Source organism: Paenibacillus sp. FJAT-26967 (assembly GCF_001541095.1).
Taxonomy (GTDB): Bacteria; Bacillota; Bacilli; order Paenibacillales; family NBRC-103111; genus Paenibacillus_F.
The window spans coordinates 768,927-788,155 of the sequence record NZ_LMXH01000001.1; the positions used below are offsets into that span (position 1 = coordinate 768,927).

16 protein-coding genes are annotated in these 19,229 nt (G+C 49.9%); 12 read left to right on the forward strand and 4 right to left on the reverse strand.

All coding sequences use genetic code 11. From position 1 onward, the window contains the following. Positions 1-4: 4 nt before the first annotated feature. Together gerQ and AR333_RS03350 are read right to left on the reverse strand one after the other, a co-directional pair. Positions 5-367, reverse strand: a complete 363-nt coding sequence (gene gerQ, locus AR333_RS03345; RefSeq protein WP_253735779.1) for a spore coat protein GerQ — start codon at positions 365-367, stop codon at positions 5-7. 272 nt (positions 368-639) lie between these two features. Continuing rightward, the gene (locus AR333_RS03350; RefSeq protein WP_068773904.1) at positions 640-1,335 is read right to left on the reverse strand and encodes a response regulator transcription factor; all 696 of its coding nucleotides are present in this window, start codon (positions 1,333-1,335) and stop codon (positions 640-642) included. Between the two features lie 311 nt (positions 1,336-1,646). Here AR333_RS03350 and cyoE point away from each other — a divergent pair, with 311 nt between their 5' ends. Further along, positions 1,647-2,636 (forward strand): heme o synthase, encoded by a 990-nt coding sequence (cyoE, locus tag AR333_RS03355; protein ID WP_068773905.1) that lies wholly within the window; start codon positions 1,647-1,649, stop codon positions 2,634-2,636. A gap of 79 nt (positions 2,637-2,715) precedes the next feature. Then, the gene (locus tag AR333_RS03360; RefSeq protein WP_068773906.1) at positions 2,716-3,354 is read left to right on the forward strand and encodes an SCO family protein; all 639 of its coding nucleotides are present in this window, start codon (positions 2,716-2,718) and stop codon (positions 3,352-3,354) included. Positions 3,355-3,364: 10 nt separating this feature from the next. Here AR333_RS03360 and AR333_RS03365 read toward each other — a convergent pair whose 3' ends face one another. Together AR333_RS03365 and AR333_RS03370 are read right to left on the reverse strand one after the other, a co-directional pair. Beyond that, complete coding sequence (locus AR333_RS03365; RefSeq protein ID WP_068773907.1) at positions 3,365-3,712, reverse strand: toprim domain-containing protein; 348 nt, start codon at positions 3,710-3,712, stop codon at positions 3,365-3,367. Positions 3,713-3,986: 274 nt separating this feature from the next. Then, positions 3,987-5,180 (reverse strand): MFS transporter, encoded by a 1,194-nt coding sequence (locus tag AR333_RS03370; RefSeq protein WP_068773908.1) that lies wholly within the window; start codon positions 5,178-5,180, stop codon positions 3,987-3,989. Positions 5,181-5,324: 144 nt separating this feature from the next. Between AR333_RS03370 and AR333_RS24885 the strand changes: the two genes are divergently transcribed. From AR333_RS24885 to AR333_RS03415, 10 genes are all read left to right on the forward strand, one after another. Continuing rightward, entirely contained in the window at positions 5,325-5,480 is a 156-nt protein-coding gene (locus AR333_RS24885) for a hypothetical protein (protein ID WP_166542099.1), read from the forward strand. A 63-nt stretch (positions 5,481-5,543) separates the two neighbouring features. Further along, positions 5,544-5,969: a hypothetical protein gene (locus tag AR333_RS03375; RefSeq protein ID WP_068773909.1), complete on the forward strand. Its 426-nt coding sequence runs from the start codon at positions 5,544-5,546 to the stop codon at positions 5,967-5,969. A gap of 33 nt (positions 5,970-6,002) precedes the next feature. After that, positions 6,003-7,145 carry a transglutaminase domain-containing protein gene (locus tag AR333_RS03380; protein ID WP_068773910.1) on the forward strand — a complete coding sequence of 381 codons (1,143 nt, stop codon included), beginning with the start codon at positions 6,003-6,005 and terminating at the stop codon, positions 7,143-7,145. Between the two features lie 187 nt (positions 7,146-7,332). Beyond that, a complete protein-coding gene (locus AR333_RS03385) occupies positions 7,333-9,375 on the forward strand; it encodes a penicillin-binding protein 2 (protein WP_068773911.1) in 2,043 nt (680 codons plus the stop codon). Positions 9,376-9,860: 485 nt separating this feature from the next. Further along, positions 9,861-11,735 carry an asparagine synthase (glutamine-hydrolyzing) gene (asnB, locus tag AR333_RS03390; RefSeq protein WP_068773912.1) on the forward strand — a complete coding sequence of 625 codons (1,875 nt, stop codon included), beginning with the start codon at positions 9,861-9,863 and terminating at the stop codon, positions 11,733-11,735. A 252-nt stretch (positions 11,736-11,987) separates the two neighbouring features. Beyond that, on the forward strand, positions 11,988-12,746 hold the full coding sequence (locus tag AR333_RS03395) for a Cof-type HAD-IIB family hydrolase (RefSeq protein ID WP_084783484.1): 759 nt from the start codon (positions 11,988-11,990) through the stop codon (positions 12,744-12,746). Between the two features lie 37 nt (positions 12,747-12,783). After that, positions 12,784-13,260 carry a DUF456 domain-containing protein gene (locus AR333_RS03400; protein ID WP_068773913.1) on the forward strand — a complete coding sequence of 159 codons (477 nt, stop codon included), beginning with the start codon at positions 12,784-12,786 and terminating at the stop codon, positions 13,258-13,260. A gap of 43 nt (positions 13,261-13,303) precedes the next feature. Beyond that, on the forward strand, positions 13,304-14,032 hold the full coding sequence (locus tag AR333_RS03405; RefSeq protein ID WP_068773914.1) for a ThuA domain-containing protein: 729 nt from the start codon (positions 13,304-13,306) through the stop codon (positions 14,030-14,032). Between the two features lie 76 nt (positions 14,033-14,108). Continuing rightward, entirely contained in the window at positions 14,109-15,770 is a 1,662-nt protein-coding gene (locus AR333_RS03410; RefSeq protein ID WP_068773915.1) for a polysaccharide biosynthesis protein, read from the forward strand. Between the two features lie 378 nt (positions 15,771-16,148). After that, positions 16,149-19,139, forward strand: coding sequence for a PA14 domain-containing protein (locus AR333_RS03415; RefSeq protein WP_068773916.1), 2,991 nt, complete (start codon positions 16,149-16,151; stop codon positions 19,137-19,139). Positions 19,140-19,229: the final 90 nt, after the last annotated feature.

Consider the following 19,229-nt stretch of genomic DNA (forward strand, 5'->3'; position numbering starts at 1 on the left):
CCGGTTAGCGGGGCTGTATCGGTGTGTTGAAGTAGTTGAGCGGCTCATCAAAGGTAGCATAATCAAGATTAACCATGAGCAGCAGGTAACGCATGCCGGTTTTGGGATCGCTGATGATAATATGATCCCGGCCCGCCGCTTCAACAACACCGCGAAAAATTTTGGCGTTCCATTCGCTGTTGTTTTCGTAAGTCATGTAGAAGGTTCCGACTTTACCGAGATTAAGGCGCAGAATATTCTCTACATAAGACTCTTCCAGCGGCAGTGCATTGACTTGACCTCCCGGGGTGATGCCGATGCCGCTTGGTACTGGCGGAGGAACTTGCTGCTGCTGGGGGAAGGAAGGGTATGAAGGATATCCTTGCATATAACCGGGATAAGCCGTGTAACCGGGCACTGCCGTTTGAGCAGGGTAGTTCATGTAGCCTTGCGGTGTACCGACATTCTGTTTGATACCTGGGTTTGCGCTGATCGTCATAAGTCTTACATCCTCCTTATATGACCCACATCAGGTGTTATGTTCCGGCTTTGCCGGGTGGGCGTTTATCCATAACCATCATATGGAGTAGGCGTTCCTTTGGTGACAATAAAAAAAACCTTGCAAAGGTCCATGACCCCGTGCAAGGTTATTCGCCGATCCTATTCGGCAGCAAGCATAAATTTATAGCCGACTCCCCAGACAGTTTTGATGTACTTGGGATCTTTAGGATCTTTTTCGATTTTTTTTCGCAAATTAGCAATATGTACGTCGATAGCTCTTTCCGTTACGAATGAATCAATACCCCGGATACGATTAAGCAGTTCTTCGCGACTGAATACTTTCCCCTCATGAAGCCATAACAGTTTGATGATTTCGAATTCGGAAAATGTTGTTTCGACGGCGTTATGATTGACATATAAGCATCGTTTGTCCGTATCCACGTGAATGGATGGGGGGGTGTCCCGTGCGGGTGCATCGGATTGTACGTGAGACAAATGGGACCTGCGCAGCAGCGCTTTAATTCTCGCGGAGAGCTCGCGCATGCTGAATGGCTTGCATAAGTAATCATCTGCACCAATCAGCAGAGCTTTGACCCGGTCGGACACTTCATTCTTTGCGGATACCATAAGGATGGGCAAAGGCGACATACTCCGGATATCCGCGCACAGCTTCATGCCGTCATAATCCGGAAGCATAATGTCGAGAACGACTAGATCAGGCATAAACTCCTTGAATAGCCTTAGACCCGTTTGCCCGTCTGAAGCGCGTTTTACTATATAAGCGTCTTCGGCCAAGTAAATCGACATCATATCCCCAATGCTGTTATCGTCCTCAATGATCAATATATTGGACATTAAGGTGGACCCTCCCTGCTTGAGGAATCTGATAGTTGTTAAGAAAATGTTGTGATTCTTCATGGTTTCTTAACAACTTTCTTGAATTTTCCTAAAACCATTTATTTTAACTATACTAAATCCATTTTGTGACGTCTACCACAGATTCCTTTCAAAATTGGAAATTTGGAATTCGACAATATCATGACAACTCCTGTCATTACATTGTCAAACGATGTCCTGCTTGTTATGATGAATTGGAAGTAAGCAATGGTCGTCAGGTTGTTGTTAGATTCAGTTGTTTATATGTAACAATTTGGAGGTTGAGATCCTTGGATAAACAATTAGGATACAAAGCTACCGCGGATACGGTGCTGCACGCTGCTGAGACAGCGGGAGTCCAATCAGCAGCGCAGGCTGACGTTCCTTCAGCTCCGGCTACTTGGAGAGATTTTCTCGTTCTCACCAAGCCGGGTATTATATTTTCAAATCTTATTACCGCTTTCGGCGGGTTCTGGATTGCATCGGCAGGGACGTTCAACTTGGACTGGTTTCTGCTGCTGATTTATGCGATGGTCGGTACGGCTCTTGTGCTGGCGTCCGGCACGGTTCTGAACAACTATTTGGACCGTGACATGGATGCGAAGATGGAGCGAACGAAGAAGCGCGCTACCGTGAAAGGTACGATTAAGCCTTCCGTTGTTCTTGCATTTGGTATTATACTTGGCGTAGTCGGACTTTCCCTGCTCTATCTGCTGGTGAATCCGTTAACCGCACTGCTCGGAATAACCGGTATGTTCTTATACGTCTGGATCTATACGGTCATATTCAAAAGAACGTCGGTATGGGGAACGTTCGCCGGAAGCTTCTCAGGAGCTGTTCCGCCGGTAATGGGTTATGTTGCCGTCACAGGTTCACTTGATATGACTGCTCTTATCCTGTATCTGATTTTATTCCTGTGGCAGCCGCCTCACTTCTGGGCGCTCGGCATACGCCGCAAGGAAGAGTATCGTGCAGCCGGTTATCCGCTGCTGCCGGTAGTCAAAGGCAATTATGTGACCAAAGTAAGCATGATGCGTTACATCGTACTGCTCGTTCCGGTTTCCCAGCTTCTCTTCCTGTACGGTGGAGATGTCAGAGTCGGTCCGCTATACTTCTTCGCGGCAACGATCATGGGATTGATCTGGGCGTTCATGTGCTACAAAGGCTTCAAGACAAAAGATGACGACAAATGGGCGAAAGGCATGTTCGTCTACTCGGTGAACTATCTGACCCTGCTTTTCCTGATCATGGTTGTGGATTCCACAATTATGAATCTATAATCTATTAACAATAGGATTCATTTTCAAAACAAACATCCCATGGCGACATGGGATGTTTTTAAAGGGGAGACAATGACGCATGGCAGATGGATTTTGGTCGAAGAACTGGTTTAAAGTAAGCATTTCAGTTGTCCTGATTGCAGTAATCGCTTCGTTCGCATTTAAATTGAGTACGCAGGACCAGGGCAGAGATTATTTGGACAAAGACAAATCAATGGGACCCTCTCCAAGCTATCAGCTGACGGATGCAGAGGGCAACCAGGCTGCATCTGCAGACTACGACGGTAAAGTTAAACTGGTTTATTTTTTCTTTGCCAGCTGTCCGGACGTTTGTCCGATTACGACCAATTTTTTGTCCAAGGTACAAGATGAGATGAAAAAGGAGAAGGTGTTTGAGAATAAAGCGAACATCGTATCTATTTCATTTGATCCTGCCAGAGACACCCCGGATGCGTTAAAAGAGTATGCACTTAGAAACCGTGCTGATTTCACCGGATGGAAATTCCTGACGGGGACGGACGAGAAGGAAATGGCGGCTTTGGCCAAAAAGTTCCAGGTGGGGGTAACGAAGGACAAGAACGGCAATTTCACCCACAACAATGTTATTCTTCTTCTCGATAAAAAAGGAGAGATTCGGACGTATTACAATGCGAATAACCCGGATCTGGATCAGACGGAAATTGTAAAAGACATGAAAGTATTAATCAAAGAAAGATAAGCTTTGGTTCCTATAAGGCAGGCGCAGGCGGATACAGAATGTATTCCTCCAGCCCTGCCTTTTCTAATTGCTGAATGAGATACTCGTCGGGAGTCCCCTCTACACCGGCATAGCCGCGGCGTGTGTAAATCTGCTCTCCGTCAGGGAATACGTCCCTGAGTTTGCCGCGTATCTTTTTGCCGGAAGAGTCGTTATCCGTGAATACGTAAACTTCCTGAAAGCGGACCTTTCTCTGCAGCTTTTCAAGTGCCTCTGTTCCCGGTGTACCGTATGTACAATATATTTCGACATCGCTGCTCAGAAGCCGGCGCAGTTTGCTCCGGTCATTTTTGCCTTCCACGATAATGGCGATGGGCATTCCCGTCCACTCCTTCGTCTGGACACTTCTTTCTGCGAGCACAGTATGCTGCCAAGTGTCGGTATTATTATAATGGACAAAATTCGCCGCTTCAAATAGAAGGAAAACGCATGACGACAAGCATTTCCTGGGAAATGTCGAAAACCTGAAAAACGGCTTGGATTCACAAGCCGCTGTTCTCCGGATTCTTTTTTAATGAAAGGAATGGACGGAAGATCAAAGAGATATGGAAATTAGCTTCCAAGTGTTCCTAACAGGTACGTGATTGGATCTTCTAAACGGAAGCAGGCCTGAGCAAACGGAAGGGAAGCAGTGTAAGTGCACACATCAGAATAAAAAAGGCTATGAAATAGGGGGACACGAAGTTTCTCCACTGTCCCGCAACCATCGGGCCGATAAAGGCGCCAATGGAATAGGCGATGGACAGGAGAGAGAAGACCCGGCCGTAACGGTTGCTGCTCGTAATCGCGGCAAGCAGGGTCGCAAGAGACGGGAAGATAATGCCTTTGGCCATCCCGATCAGGAACAGTGTGACATGGAGAGGCAGGGGCCACTGGATGGCCAGTCCGAAGAACAGGACAGAGAGGATCAGGGACCCTGCAACCGTCCGCTGAATAGGCGGGATCCGGTTCAGGAAGAACATGCTGAGGGACACTAATGCTCCAAGGCTGATCAAGGAGAAGAACAAACCGGATGTCAGCAGGGAGTTCTGGGCTGTTTTCATGAGCGGCAGTTCAAAGAAGAGGATACCCTGGGAGCAGGACAATGCCAGAGGGACGGCGTAGAACAGCCAAGGAATGGATGGCGAAGCCGCATCAGGAATAAGCGGAGGTGTCATTTCCTGCTTGCTGTCTGCGCTCTTGAATGTAGAGGGCAGCAGTTCTTCGGCTGTATGTCTGCCCGTATCCGCTGCGGTAGTCTTGCGCGGCTCTTTCAGCCAAGGGATAGATATCAGTCCCGTAATGATAAGCACCCAGCCCAGCAGAGTAAAGGAAGCAGTGAACCCGAACTGTGCAACGAGATAGGCGCCTGCCGCGGGCGAGATGACGGAAGCAAGAGTGTGAATCAGACCGTTACCTGCCATAAGCTTGCTCTGATGAACACTATCCGTCGCGATTTTGGCGAGCATGGCCAGGCAGGCGGGTGACAGGAATGCCAGCACGAATCCGCTGATGGAACGGATCATAAGAAGCTGCCAGGGATCCTCTACCCGCGATTGGAAAATGAGTACGATACCTGCTACAATCAGGCTGAATACGATAAAGAGCTTGCTTCCGTATTTATCTACGCCAAAGCCTGCTATCAAATTGCCGGGTAAGTGGGTAATGGAATACATCCCCATAATGAGCCCGATAAAGGATGGCGCAGCTCCAAGAGACAATGCGAACGGAGTCAAGATCGGATATTGGGCATGAAGATCGAAAAAAGCCACGAACATAAAGAAATAAAGCCATATTGCCGTTTTCATATCGGAACACACCGCCTCATCTATTTTGCTGCGGAACTACTTGTCTCACCAACTCGTCTTTATAAGATGTACGCCCCTTGTCCCGTACTTATGCTATCTGAAATTAGACAGGCTTGCCGCCGCAAAGAAAGAGAGGTAGGAGCGATGGATCCGATTTTTATTATTGCCATTGGCGTGCTTCTTGCTATTGCTGTCATTCGTCTGGCCAAAACGAAGCGCAGCGTACAAAAACAAATTGACCGCGGCGACCATATCCGCCATGATTTGGAAATGTTGCGTAAGAAAAGAGAGGAAGAATAAACGATTCGTCGTATAAACATAGAGAGTAAGCCATTTTACCAGAAAAATTAAGGGGGATTTGAGTTGGAAGCATGGATTGCGTTTATTCAGGAGCGCTGGCTGCTGATCGCGGCGGCGATCATAGTACTCCTCGTGGTGATTAGTCTTGTTAAAACGATCATTAAATGGGTATTGGTTATTGTGATAGTCGGTGCTCTACTGGTTTACGGAGCGAATTATAAGGATACGCTGCAAAGTGTAAGCGGGGCTGCTTTGACTGAAATCAGCAGCCAGGCGATCAAAACGATCCAGGACGAAGCAAAGGATGCCAAATACACCAAAAATCCGGATGGAACGTATACCGTCGGAACCAAAAGTGTCAAAATCGAAGGCAAAGACGGATCGGCGGACGTGGCCATTACATTCATGAACCGTACTTTCAACGTCAAAGCAGACAGTGCTATTCAGGCTTTTATCGATCAGGCCAAAAAGAATACGGGACAGCAGTAACAATAACTTACAAAAGCTGGGAGGTCCGGTGCTATGTCCGATTCAATCTTTAGTTGGGAGTCCATGAATATCATCTCTGTCATCCTCATCTTGGTCGTGGTCGGCTCAGCGATTCAAGGCATTGTACGCGGAACCTCCGGTTCAGCTAAACATTTGCTGCGGATGATTTGCGAGACGTTCGTAACCGTGGCGACCATTTATTTGGCTTGGCAGGCGTCCAAACTGCTGTCAGTTCCATTACAGAACTGGCTGAAGAGCCTTTCCATACAAATTCCCGCGGCAGAGATGCCCGTCTGGAAACAGACGTATTATACCGCAGTAACAGCTATACGGGATTTTGAACTGTTCCGGTTCGGTGTGCTCTTCTTGCTCACCTATCTGGTGATTAGACAAATTCTGTACTGGTTTGTTGATCCAATCCTGCTGCGATGGGCACACAGCCGCTGGGACCGGGAGGACAAACCCTCGGTTGCCAGCGCCGCAACCGGGGGCCTGATCGGTTCCGTGACAGGCGCCTGGCGGGCGATGCTGGTGGTAGCCGTGCTGTTCGTCTATGTCACGCTCTTTCCTCAAACGAAGCCGGCTAGTTATATCGGAGCTTCGAATCTGTATCAGAAAGGCGCCCGGGAAGTTATTCAGCCGTTTACGGGGGACTTTCTACAGAGTCAGCTGCCGGTCTTTACCCGGGCGGTTGAGCAGGAATTCAATCAGATCCTCCAGCGGAAATATGAAGTGGTGGATGCCAATATCCCGGACGATATATCCGCTGCAGCCAAAGAAGTGACCAAGAATGGCGGCACGGATGAGGAGAAAGCGGAGCTGCTGTACAAGTGGGTGGGCAGCCGGGTTGCTTATGACTACGGCAAGGTCGATCTATATGAACAGCAGCGGATCTGGAAGGAACAGACGCCGGAAGACACGTTCGCAAGCCGTACGGGCGTTTGTATCGACTACTCCCGGCTGTACGCGGTAATGGCCCGTTCCATCGGACTGGACGTCAAAGTCGTAACGGGGCTTGGCTCGGACGGCCGTGGGGGCTACGGTCCCCATGCCTGGAATGAAGTGTATTTAACTGAGAAGAAGCAGTGGGTACCGCTAGATGCCACCTGGGTATCGAGCGGCAGCAACTGGTTCAATCCGCCGAATTTCGATGAGACGCACATCCGTGATGCTTAGAACAACCGCTCCTGACCTAAGGAGCGGTTTTGTTCTGAACAGAGCGGATCGTGAGGAACAAACGGGTGGGCATAACTGTCATCCTGCGACATTTTTCACAGAGGTACATGTATGGTAAACTAGGGTGGATGGGGACAGGAAAGTTAAAGTCCGCGTCAGAACCAACGTTACTAAGGAAGGAAGCACGATGGACAACGAAGATATTCAAAAGAAAGATTCTGGTAAACGGCACTTTTCGATCCGGATTAATTTATTCTTTTTCGCCACATTTTTGCTGTTTTCCGTCTTGATTGTGAAGCTTGCTATTCTTCAATTTGTTGAAGGAGAGAAGCTTGCGGAGGAAGAACACTCGGCTACCAACCGGGAAACGCCAATTGCCCCGATCCGGGGGAATATCTATGATTCCAACAGCTACCCGATCGCATATACGATACCGGTTCAATCTGTGTTTTTCCGGATCGAATCCGGGCAGAAAGATAAGGATGAGGTCATAGCATTCGCTCATAAGCTTGCCGATATTTTCCAGCAGTACGGCTCCGCTAAATCGAAGCAGACGCCTCTGACGGCGGCAGCCATCGTGGAACTTATGGACGTCGGCTATGATATCGACAAGAATAAGACGAAAGAGCCCAGCTATTATTCCATCCCTAGGCGGATCAAAGCGGATTTGTCCAAAGAAGAAGTTGCTTACCTGCTTGAGCACCGCGATGAATTCAAATGGGTTGAAGTGATGGAGGAAAGCATCCGCACCTATGATGAGGACAAAATCGCCGTGCAATTGACTGGCTATATGAGGCAGTTTTCTACAGCGCGCGAGTCTAAGTACGGACTGTCCTTCTATAAAGACAAGACCAAGACCGAAGAATATCTCGATACCGAGGATGTAGGCTATGACGGTCTTGAGCTGATGTACCAGGAAGAACTGCGGGGTAAGAACGGCTACAAAACGTACCCGGTTAACTCGTCCCAGAAAATTATAGGCAATGTGACGATTACCAAGCCAGAGAAGGGGAACAACCTGCATCTGACGATTCACAAGGATATTCAGACCCGTACGGAACAGAAAATCATGGATCAACTAACCTATTTGCGCCAGCCTAAATCAGGCAGCTACGGCTATTCGCCGAATGCGCGCTCCGGTTATGCGGTAGCCATGGAAGTGGATACGGGGCGGGTCATTACGATGGCGAGTATGCCGGATTACGATCCGAATCTGTGGACCGGCGGGATCAAGACGACGGATTATGTCAAAATCCAGCCTTTCGTGAACAACGGAACCATTACGACGGCCTATCCGGATTATCCGGAGAAAGAACTGAGGAAGCATGCCAACTCCATGGTTTACATGGGTTCGACCATTAAGCCGCTGACTGTTCTTGTCGGTCTTAAGGAAGGCTTTTTCAAACCTCAGGACAGATACAACGACACAGGCTCATACTCGTTCGGTAAGCAGGGTTCGCAAAGTACAATCTGGAATTCAGGACGTAAAGCATGGGGCCCGATTAATGCGGCCCAGGCGCTGGAGCACTCATCGAATACGTATATGTCGGCGTGGATCGGCAGCAAGCTGTATTTCGAGCGTAAGAACGGACTGCAGCTTTGGGACGATTATTTGAAGAGATTCGGGCTGACCACCTCTACGCAGAGCGGTCTGCCTAATGAATATGCCGGATCGAACGAATCGATTGCCAATGCCGCTTTGAACAGCGCTCAATCTGCCCTTATTTATGCTTCGTGGGGACAGAACGAGAAAGCAACGACTTTGCAGCTGGCCCAGCACACGGCTATGCTCGCGACACAGGGGAAGAGATTGAAGCCTCAGTTCGTCGATAAAATCACGACTTATGACGGTGAAATCGTTAAGAAATTCGGACCTGAGATACTGAGCGAGGAAAAGTCCTTCAAGCAGGAATACTGGGATACGATTTTTGCCGGGATGAAACGGGTTAAATCACAGGGCTTCGATAACGTGAATTACACCTTCGCATCCAAGACGGGAACCTCGACACAGCAGATCGGTACCAAAATGGTCGATAACGGCGTATTTATCGCCTTTGCACCGGCTGACAAGCCTAAACTGGCTGTAGCGGTTGTCATTCCAGAGGGCGGATACGGCTCCTGGAGTGCGGCTCCGATCGCCCGGGAAATCTTCGATGCCTACGATGAGTACATCGGGTTGTCCGGCACGCCTCGCGGGCCTGCAACAGGGAACACGGATAAGAAGAAGTAAGCTCTGTTCTGCGGATAAACGCATGTTAGAGCGGCTTAGATGTTCAGAGCGAGACGGCCGGCCCGGGTTCTTAGTCGGACCGGAAGATGCCAACCGGGTTTTTCGCCTAAACATGGAACCTCCATTCAGGAGGGGACATAGTATAGGGTAGGAAACCCGGTTATTTACGGTCCGAAAGTTGCTTGTTGCCAACAAAAATGCCCAAAGGAAAGAGGGGTCGGCTATGAAGAAGCGCAAGCTCATGTCCTCCGTTAAGCGTCTCATATGGACGGTCATCTTCTTATAAGTAAAAGATCACCCGGGTTGCGAGCCCGGGTGATTCGCAGTTGTAAACGTCTGGCAGCGGGAAGGGTTTTCATTTCTTCATTCAGGGGAGCCCCTGCAAGGATTGCGAGTTTCCATTTTCAGAAAGGGGACAGGTTGTGCTATACTAATGTATCGAATAACAACATGTGTTGTAGTTTTTATGGAGGTGTGGATCACTCGTGTGTGGTATCACCGGTGTTATGTACTTTGAAGATAGAGAGCCATCCTTGTCCATGCTTCAGAATATGACGGACGTCATTCATCACCGCGGTCCGAATGACTCGGGCTTCTGGACGGAGAATAGAATCGGGCTTGGTTTCCGCAGGCTTTCCATTATTGATTTGGCCGAAGGCCATCAGCCGCTTTGCAATGAAGACGAATCCGTCTGGATTATTTTTAACGGAGAGATTTACAATTATAAAGCTTTACGGTCCATGCTGCTCGATCGCGGCCATGTATTCCGTACAAACAGTGACACCGAGGTCATCGTGCATCTGTACGAAGAGTTCGGGGAAGAGTGTGTCAAGCACCTGCGCGGGATGTTCGGCTTTGCTATCTGGGACCGCCGCAAGAAAGAACTGTTCGCAGCTCGCGACCATTTCGGCATCAAACCTTTTTATTATCAAATGAATGACCGTCAGCTTCTCTTCGGTTCTGAAATTAAGAGCCTTATGGCTTCCGGCAGCATCAGTCCGCTGATCCGTACGGAGAGCCTTATGAACTACTTAACGTTCCAGTATGTTCCGGAGCCTAATACAATGTTCCAGGGAGTCCAGAAGCTGCCTCCCGCTCATTACCTCAAAGTTACCTTTGATGGAACAATGTCGATCCACCGCTACTGGGATCCGATGTTCCAGCCTGAGGAGCGCCCTTTTGGCGAATACGTGGAACAAATCAGGGAGACGCTCAAAGATTCGGTCGTGCATCACATGGTTAGTGACGTAGAACGCGGCTGCTTCTTATCCAGCGGCATCGACTCGACGGCCATTGCGGCGCAGATGCGCCAAATCGAGCCGATCCGTACGTTCTCGGTCGGCTTCGAAGGGCCGAATAATGAGACGATTATTGCGCAGGAAACGGCAAAAGCGCTGGGCACGGAGCATTATTCCAAAATTATTACGCGTGAGGATTTTTTCAATACGCTGCCTAAGGCCGTCTGGCACCAGGACGAGCCTGTCGCCGATCCTTCGGCGATTGCCCTTTATCATGTAGCTCAGCTCGCGCGTGAGCACGTAACGGTCACTCTCTCGGGCGAGGGGGCGGACGAGCTGTTCGGCGGATACCGGATCTACCGGGAACCGACGTCACTGGCTCCGCTGGAGGGTCTGCCGCTGCCGCTGCGACGCTTGATGCACCGTATGGCGCTGATGCTTCCGCAGGGAATGAAAGGCCGCAATTATATTCTGCGCGGCACGACGCCTCTGGAAGAACGTTTCCTCGGCAACGCCAAGATTTTTACCGAAGATATGAAGGCTGAGGTTCTGCGCGTTGATCACGACATGCTGAAGCGGTATCAGAATCCGTTCCAGATCGCTGCGCAGTATTATGATAAGACCAAGCATCTCGATCCTGTTTCGCGGATGCAGTACATTGACATGAACCTCTGGATGCCGGGCGATATTCTGATGAAAGCCGATAAAATGACCATGGCTCATTCACTGGAGCTTCGCGTGCCTTTCCTTGACAAAGAATTGTTCGAAGTAGCCCGCAGGATTCCTGCCAAATACCGCATTGCAGAAGGAACAACGAAGCATATCTTCCGCAAAGCGATGGAAGGCGTTGTACCTGATTTCATCATGAACCGGCCGAAGCTGGGCTTCCCTGTTCCGCTGCGTGACTGGCTCAAAGGACCGACCGGTACGACTATGGTGGAGCAAATCAAAGCCAGCGGGATCGAAGACTACATTCGTCTGGATGCTGTCGAGAGAATGGCCAAGCTTCACCAGGATGGACAAGGAGACTATGCCCGCAGACTGTGGACGATCTACATGTTCGCTTTGTGGCATGCCACCTATATGGAAGAAACAACCCAGAAGAAAGTCGCGGCATTCTAATATAAGAGCAGCTCCGCTTAAGCTCTGTACGTTAACATGATAAGAATTATGGTTATATCTGGTTCACGGCCGTATAATAATGGTTGAGACAAGAGAGTAGCTGATCATTACGGACAGAAGCTGACAGCGGAGCTTTATTATTTGCTGGCAGGAGATTATTCATTGAAATGATCCGGCTACGCATTCTTGAAGCACCTGAAGACGATGCATACGATGTGGTTTTCCTGTAGAAAACCTGGAGGAGGAAATTCGGTGGGACAATATAAACTGGTGGCGCTGGACATGGATGGCACGCTTCTTACGGAGGAAAAAACAGTTTCCGATGCGAATAGAGAGGCGATCTACGCTGCGCTTGATGCTGGTGTAACGGTTATTTTTTCGACGGGGCGCGGGGTACAGACTGCACTTCCTTACGCGGTAGAGCTGGAGCTGCAAACTCCGATTGTATCCGTGAACGGCAGTGAGGTATGGAAGGCGCCTAATCAGCTGTTGAAACGCACTCTGCTGGATTTGGATCTTGTACAGCGGATGTATGATCTTGCTATCGAGCACGATACCTGGTACTGGGCTTATTCGGTTGAGGGGATGTATAACCGGGACAAATGGGCTGATGACATCACCAAACCGGAATGGTTGAAATTCGGTTTTTACACTGAGAACAATGAGAGCCTGGAAATCATCCGGGGTGAACTGGCCAGTTGGGGTGTTCTTGAAATTACTAACTCTCACCCGAATAACCTCGAATTGAATCCCAAAGGGGTCAGCAAAGCAAGCGGGATTGAAGAAGTTTGTAAATTGCTGGGCATTCAAATGTCCGAAGTCATCGCGATGGGAGATAGCGAGAATGACATCGCCATGATTCGGGCTGCAGGTCTGGGTGTCGCTATGGGGAATGCTCAAGAGGGTGTTAAACGCATAGCCGATTTGATAACTGTGACCAATGAAGAGGATGGGGTTGCAAAAGTCATCCAGGAATACGTACTCAATCCGTCTGCCTCGACTAAGCTGTAAGAACCGGGACGACTTAGTTTAAGGAAGGATGCCGCATATGGTTATTTTGGGATGGTCCCTTATTATTTTGCTGTTTGTCATCGGGATGGTAGGAGCGGTATATCCCATTCTTCCCGGGGCACTCGCTATTTACGCCGCTTTTTTTGTCTATGGATTTTTCTTCAGTTTTGAACCGTTTGGTTTCTGGTTCTGGTTCATTCAGACTGTAATCGTAATTGCGATTACGATCGGTGATTATCTCGTCAGCGCATTGGGTGTCAAGAAATTCGGCGGCTCCAAAGCATCGGTTTGGGGGAGCACGATCGGACTGCTCATTGGTCCCTTTGTGATTCCGGCCTTCGGTCTGATTCTGGGACCCTTTATCGGCGCCCTGATAGGAGAACTTTATCACGGTTCGAGTCTCAAACAGGCTGCCACGGTCGGGGTTGGCTCGGTTCTTGGATTTTTCTCCAGCGTTGTCGTTAAGATTGTCCTTCAAGTGCTGATGATTATTTTCTTTATTGTCTGGATCTGATCAAGACGCTGCTGACAAAACCTACTCGGAAGGAAGACGACAGATGATTAATGTTACGGTGTGGAATGAAAATGTACATGAGAAAAACAACCCGAAAGTCGCGGAAGTGTATCCTCAGGGCATTCATGGGGCCTTGGCCTCCGGTCTTGCCGAGGATTCTTTTGAAATCCGTACGGCAACGCTGGATCAGCCGGAGCATGGTCTTACTCAAGAGGTGCTGGACAGCACCGATGTTCTGATCTGGTGGGGGCATAAGGCACATGGCGACGTGTCGGATGCTATTGTAGACCGTGTACAGAAGCGTGTACTGGAAGGCATGGGACTGGTTGTTCTACACTCCGGGCATTTCTCCAAAATCTTCAAAAAGCTGATGGGCACCTCGTGCGATCTGCGCTGGAGAGAAGACGGGGAGAAGGAACGCCTGTGGGTTGTTGATCCTGCTCATCCGATCGCCCAGGGGGTCGGCCACTTTATCGAACTGGAGCATGAGGAAATGTACGGTGAGCATTTCGATATTCCCGCGCCGGACGAGCTGGTGTTCGTCAGCTGGTTTGAAGGAGGGGAAGTCTTCCGCAGCGGCTGTACGTTCCACCGTGGGCAAGGTCGTATTTTCTACTTCCGTCCGGGACACGAAACATATCCGACCTATTATAACAAGGATGTTCTGAAGGTTATTTCCAACGGAGTTAAATGGGCGGCGCCTGTGAATACAACGAGACCGGTTTATGGCAAATCGGAGCCGCTGGAGATCATTAAAGGCAGCCAATCCTAAAGAATAACTCACTGCTACACCATCCGGAAAAGGACTCCTTTTCCGGTCTTATTATGTAAGGGGAGAAGGAACGACATTGTCTAAAGATTCGCTCGTCAAAGGTACGCTTATATTGACCGTGGCAGCTCTGATTGCCCGGTTCCTCGGCGTATTCCAGCGGTTCCCGCTTGTTTATATGCTGGGCAATGAAGGGATGGCGAGCTACTCGGTCGCCTTTAATATTTACAGCATTCTACTCGTTGTCGCTACGGCAGGTATTCCGAGTGCCCTTAGTAAAATGGTGTCTGAACGAACTGCGCTCGGCCAGATGGACGAGGCCAAACATATTTACCGGGCTGCCCTGCTGTTTGCTGCGGGAGCCGGACTTGTGGCCAGCGTGCTGTTGTTTGTGCTCTCGCCGCTGTATGCGGAGAAGTCAGGCGTTCCCGGCGCCGCATTGCCGACCATGGCGATAGCTCCGGCGCTGCTCATTTTTCCTGTCATCGCCATTATGCGCGGGTATTTCCAGGGACGGCAGCACATGCTGCCCAATGGGATCTCTCAGGTTATTGAGCAGATTATCCGTCTTATAACGGCTCTGGGGCTGGCTTATCTGCTCCTTGGTTTTGGTTTGGAATGGGCCGTGGCAGGTGCATCTTTCGGCGGCGTGACCGGCGGGATTGCCGCGATGCTGGTATTGATGTATTTTGCCCGGAAATTCCGGAGGGAGGATCTACAAGAGGGATTGGCTTCTGGGAATGCCAAGCAGCTGTCAGATCGTGACCGCTCGGCAGCGGGGACGAAGCTCCCTTATAGTCAGATCTATAAGCAGATGCTGCGTCTGTCGATCCCTATCGTTATTTTCTCCATCACCGTTACACTGATTTATGCGATAGATTCTTCGACGCTTGTTCCGCTGCTTCGTGAGCAGATTGGAGCGGATACGAGCAGAGAGCTCGTCGGAATCTTGGGGGGACAAGCCCAATCGCTGGCAGGACTGCCGATTGTACTGGCTATTGCACTCAGCCAATCGGTTATCCCGATTATCTCAGCAGCTTATTCCCGCCGCGAGCTGGATCAGGTGCGTCATCAATCGGCTCGTGTTATGCAGCTTGCGATTCTATCCGGCCTGCCTATGGTGCTTGCCATTTGTACAGCTGCCCGTCCCTTGTCGGGGATGTTCGATTATGGCGGTACTCAGGCGGGGTATGAATATGGGCCGCCCATGATCGCCCTGATGACTGCGGGAGCCATGTTCCAGATCACTATGCAAACGTCGGGTGCCGTGATGATGGGCATGGGCAAAATGCGCGCGCTTGTTTCAAGCGTCGTCTTCGGGATCGCGGTCAAGCTGATCGGCAACCTGGTGCTGTCACCGTGGCTGGGTGTCTATGGCATACTGCTGTCCACCATGCTGTGCTTTATTGTCATGACAGCTTTCAATCTGGCTGTGATGCGTAATGTGGTTTCATTCCGCATTATGAATGCCCGCCGCTGGACCGGTATCGTCGCGACAACGGTTATTGTGGCCCTTGCCGGATTCTTCACAGAGCGCTTCTTGTTTACTAATTTAGAGCTATTCCCGTGGGGAGTTGCCAATGCAACGCTTAATGCCATTATTGTAGGCGGTTTAGCCTGCTTGCTCTACGTCATCCTCTTGTTCGTGACGAAAGTCGTGACCAGTGAGGATGTGAAATCCTTCCCGGCACCGCTCCGGAAGGTGCTTGCGAAAGCGGGCCGCTTAATGGGCCGCGGTTAAGGCGCTTGCGCGGCGTCTTAAGCCGCAGACAAGCTGCAAGATGCGCAAAGCCCCTCTACTGGAGAGGAGCATCGGTTCTCGCGCTTTCTGCGGCAATCATACGGCAATGCGCAGCCAATCAAAACACCTTCAAGAGAAAGTAACCATGTCGTAAGACAAGGGAACAAATCTTGAAGGTGTTTTTGCGTTGGCAAATAAAAGCTAAACGCTAAGACGAAAGTAATTCAATTTTTTAGATACAATATGTATCAAAAACTCGCAAGACGTTATATAATCATTATTGAATTTGGTAATATATAGGAGGTTTTGTGCAGGTAAACTAGTTTAGGTTTTTTTGTGGTAGAGATGATTCAATACTTATTGGCAGGAGGGAGTAAGATGATGAGAAAATTAATACTGGGTGTGGCATGCGGACTGTTGACAGTTTCCCTTGCGGCCCCTATGCTTTCCGCGGCAGTTCCCCAATCGAATTTACCAGGGTCATGGGATGGCATTACGCAAACAGCTCCTTTGAATGGGCCTTATGAAGATCCCGGGCAGAGCGATGTACCTTTTGGGGCGGGTTCCTTCTACAAGCTTCCTTGGCGTTCGTATGTCGATACCCAAGAAGCTAGCCAATTCCTCGATTCCCTCGGAGTTGTGATGAATGTGAAGGAGAAAGAAATTGATGCTACAGCCCAAGCGCTTGCGGAAGTCGGCATCAAGCATGCCCGTTTTGAAATGGGCTGGGGGAACGTGCAGTATGACGATGAAACGAAGGTGGCCTATCCTGTCAAAGAACAGGAGTATGCCAATACACTGAAATCTTTGCAGAAGCACGGAATCCGGCCCTTGATTCTCTTGAACTCGAACTCAGGAATCCCCGCTCCTTACAAGGAAGTCAAAACGGCTCTGCTGGAACCTGCCGTTACAGGGGCTACATACTTGAAGCTTGATCCTGCCCAATTAACCGGGATTGTCGTTAAATACACGGGAGTCAGGGAGATAAACAATCAGGGACACGCTTTAAGTCAAGGATTTAACCCGCTTATTACCGAGCTCAATCCGACAACGGGGATCGCCAAACTCTCTTCGCCGCTTCAGGGAGCAACTATACCTGCCGGCGCATATTCCTTATATAAGCTGAAATACCAGCCTCTTTCGGGCAAAACTTTCGCGGACGGAACGCCGAACCCCGCTTCCGAAGAAACCATAGAAGGCTGGAAGACTTATGTAAAAAGTGTATCGGCCTTCGCGAAACGTGCACTGGGTACCGAAGGAAAGGCAGACGCCGGCTTCGACTTCGAAGTTTGGAACGAGCAAACATTCGGGCATCATTTTATGGACATTAAGTATTATTACGAGCCGGATCTCCAGTTCTCGCAGCCGCCTACGTATATAACGCGCAAAGGGGAGGCCGTAACCGGACAGGAGGTTTTTCTCCCCGTTACGACCGATGTGGTGAGCGATCCGGTTAATCAGACTCCGGGTGTGAAGGTTATCAGCGGATTCTCTAACCAGCGTCCCAAAGACAACTTCCGTTGGATCTTTGACGGTCAGGCCGGCATAAGCCGCCACTATTATACAGGCTACGACAAGAATAAATTCACTTACAAGCCGCCGACGTGGCATCGCACCGCTAACCAAACCGCCGATGCGCTCGGGAATCTCGGCAGCACCTTTGTCCCTTCGTTCATGCAGGCCAATCCCGAATATACTTACACCGCTCTTGTAACCGAGCATTTAAGCCGGGATATCCAGCCGTTCCCGAACAATTACAAGGACCACTACCGTTTCGCCAACTTTAACCGGAAAAACGTGGAAATGTGGCAGACCGAAACGAATTTCGGGACGCAAAGCTTCACGAACGAGCTGGCAGCCGCCAATGGAGTTCCCGGGGACGCTCCGGCTCTGGGCGCGATTCGCCAAAGAATCGCCACAAAATCGACTCTGCGCAATTATGTATTCCAGAGCCATAAAGGACTGGAGCGACTATACACCTATGTCGCCAGAGAAAACCATGATGTCACCTCCGCCGTACTGCCTGTCGCGTTTTACGACGAACTGGCCAAGAACAATTTTGTGCTGAACGATACTGTACGCGCGAAGATCGGCCCCCAGCTGACAGCCGTGAAGAATACGGTCAACCTGTTAAAAGGAGGCGAGAAAATCGACAACCTGCGAAAGCTGAACGTCGCGGAAGTGATTGAGCACAAACCCCGGCTCGTGTTCAAAGGGGACGGAACTCCCAATCATCCGGATTATTACAACCGCGAAGACCTGGTGATCGCTCCGTTTCAGCTGAAGCCGAACAAATTCGCCATCGGCTATTATGTCGCCTCTCGCAATCTCACTCAAGCATGGGATCTCACCAAGGGTGCCCTGGACCCGGCCCGGTATGATTTCCCGGATCAAACCTTCGAAGTTACGCTGAAGAACATCAACACGGTGTCCCCTCAAGTGTCCGCGTACGATCCCGTAACCAATACGAGCATTCCTGTCACGGTTACAGGCACCACGGCGGATTCGATCAAGGTTAAGCTGACGACTTCGGACTACCCGCGTTTTCTGATCATTGAGGAATCGGCACCGGGACCGCAGGTCAAGAATGTAACCGTGAACAAAGTAAACAACGGAGGACTCCTCAGCTTTGTTCCTAACTTTACGGGCGCAGTCAACGTATCGTGGGGTAAATATCCGGCTAGGGCAGGGAGTAAATTCAAACGGGAGTATTTCAAACTTGAGCATCAGAAAGGAACGCCTACCATCGACTACATTGATCTCCTTGATTATAACGACAAAGGGGGCCTGTTCCCTGAGGATAAGCCGGGTTCGGTACGGATTACGGGCAAAATCAAGCCGAAGTATACGGAGACGTACACGTTCCAGCTATTGACTTACGATCAGAAAGGAAGCGTATGGCTGAACGATCAGCAAATCATCGTACCTTACGGCAAATACTCGGCAAGCGTCCCGCTGGTAGCGGGCACCGAATACAACATCCGGTACGAAACGACGTCGCCATATGTCGGCCTCAAAACGGCCTCGCTCAATTGGTACAGCGCGTCACAAGTTTATGAGCCGGTTGTTACATCCGAAGGTCCCGACAATCAAAGTGTCATTCAAGTCGTTAAAGATCAGCCGGTCAGTTACAGCATTCCGGGCCTCCGCGAAGGCGATGGGGTAAAGCTGACTTATAAGACAGGGGCGCCTAACAAATACCCTCAGTGGAATTATGATTATACCGGTGTTCTATGGCCAGCAGCCTCGCCTGGAACGAACACCTTGACCGGTCCGGTGAATTCAACAGCCGAAGCGGTGACGCAGCTTTCAAATATACATGTAAAGTTGCCTGAACTTGAGAGCAATGAAAACTTAATTCAGCCTTAATGTAAGTCACTACCAGAGGCACAGCCATCATGAACTTAACCGGCAGTGTCTCTGGTTGTGTATGCCTGCAGCTTGCCGATCATCACTCTG